This window comes from Microcoleus sp. K4-B3, assembly GCF_036704615.1.
Taxonomy (GTDB): Bacteria; Cyanobacteriota; Cyanobacteriia; order Cyanobacteriales; family Microcoleaceae; genus Microcoleus.
In genome coordinates, this window is sequence record NZ_JAUBSF010000226.1 from 1 (window position 1) to 1,496 (window position 1,496).

At 40.4% G+C, this 1,496-nt stretch carries 1 pseudogene; it reads right to left on the bottom strand.

Annotated elements, in window-relative coordinates:
* Positions 1 to 1,496: pseudogene (locus QUA78_RS32565) on the bottom strand (serine/threonine protein kinase); the annotation flags it as partial.

Here is a 1,496-nt window from a genome sequence, read left to right on the forward strand (position 1 = left end):
GCCAGTTCGTTTGCTAATGCTTCTTCTTGGATATATCCCTGTTCTTTGGCTCCTGCTATGGCGCGATCGTAATAATCACCCGCTTCTAAAGGTTGTCCCATAATCCGCGCTTTTTCTGCTTCTACTAAGTCATACTTATGCTGGAAGTTAGACGGTGCATAAAACGCCCAGGTATTTAATTTTTCTTGATTCGCTGTTAATTCACTTAGGTATTGTTCTTTCTGGGCTGGTTCCGCTTCGGGATACAGTGCTATGAGACCAAGAGAATAGTAGAAGTTGTAGATACTCATGTGCATTAATCCTGCCCCCGTGTCGGCGTATTGTAATGCTAAATGAGCATTTGATACTGTTTTATCCGGCTCTTTAAATAGATAAGAGAGAATCATTTTGCCGACATAGTAAGCATAGAGCAAAGTCCCAGTGTTAGACGCCTCGATTCCTGGCAGTAGTTCTTCTTCATTAAAACTTTCACCTAGCAAAAAGTATTTATCGGAGTTTTTGTCGAGTAAATTGTCAACGACTTGCTGGTTTATTTTAACAAATAAAGTATCGTATTCTTGTTTGAGTTTAATGGTTAGGGCAACATACTTTGCCTGTTCTTGCTCAAGTTTCTTTAGTTCCCCCCCGCTGAAAAATAACTGATTGCAATAATTGACTGTACTGTGACAAGCATATTCTAGATCTCCAGTTTCGACACCACTTTGAATGGCCTCAATCAAAGGTTCTAGGGTGTTAATAAGCGGCTCTTTCCACAATCTGATCAGACAATTAAATATACAAATTATCTTAGATTTCAGGGTGATTGTATTAAATTTGTTTAATAACAAAATAGCTAGTTTGCCAAATTGATATCCAGAATCTGCGTCTCCTAATCCTCCACAGAGTAGCGCTCCATACCAAGCATAAGCAAAAGCGACTTGAGGCGAATTTCCATACTTAATAGACAAAGTTATTTTTGTATAAAGAATTGGCGGAAACATGGCAGTATTTCCAACAAAAGCCGGCGTTGTCATGATATTTAATATCCGCATAGCTGCGAGCTTATCGGGATCTGTCATGGGTGGCAAGTTAGCTAAATCCTCAAAGATTAGTTCTTGAGGGGGTTCTTGCTCTAGGCTAATTCCGAACATTTCTAGAACCTCGATCCCATTATCTACAGCTGATTTCATCCGATTTTGAGCCATCTCTAATTGAATTTTTAGTTCGTAGACCTTGGCTTTTTCCAGAAGGGTTTTCCCTTGTTTCAGGATCGTTGCAGACAACTGTTGCGATCGCTCAAAGTTAGTATTTATATATTCAGTTTCTGCTGCTTCCAGATGGAGGGCGATCGTTAGCTCGTACTGACTCTCCCAGCTATCTTGGGCAAGAAGTCCTAAACCCACATGCAAATATTTGACAGCCGACTCATAAGCTGTGGCAGCTTTGGCTTTCTGTCCGGCGATCAGATTGAGTTCTGCCAACTCATATCTTTCCAACTCCAAAGTGATTAAATCGGT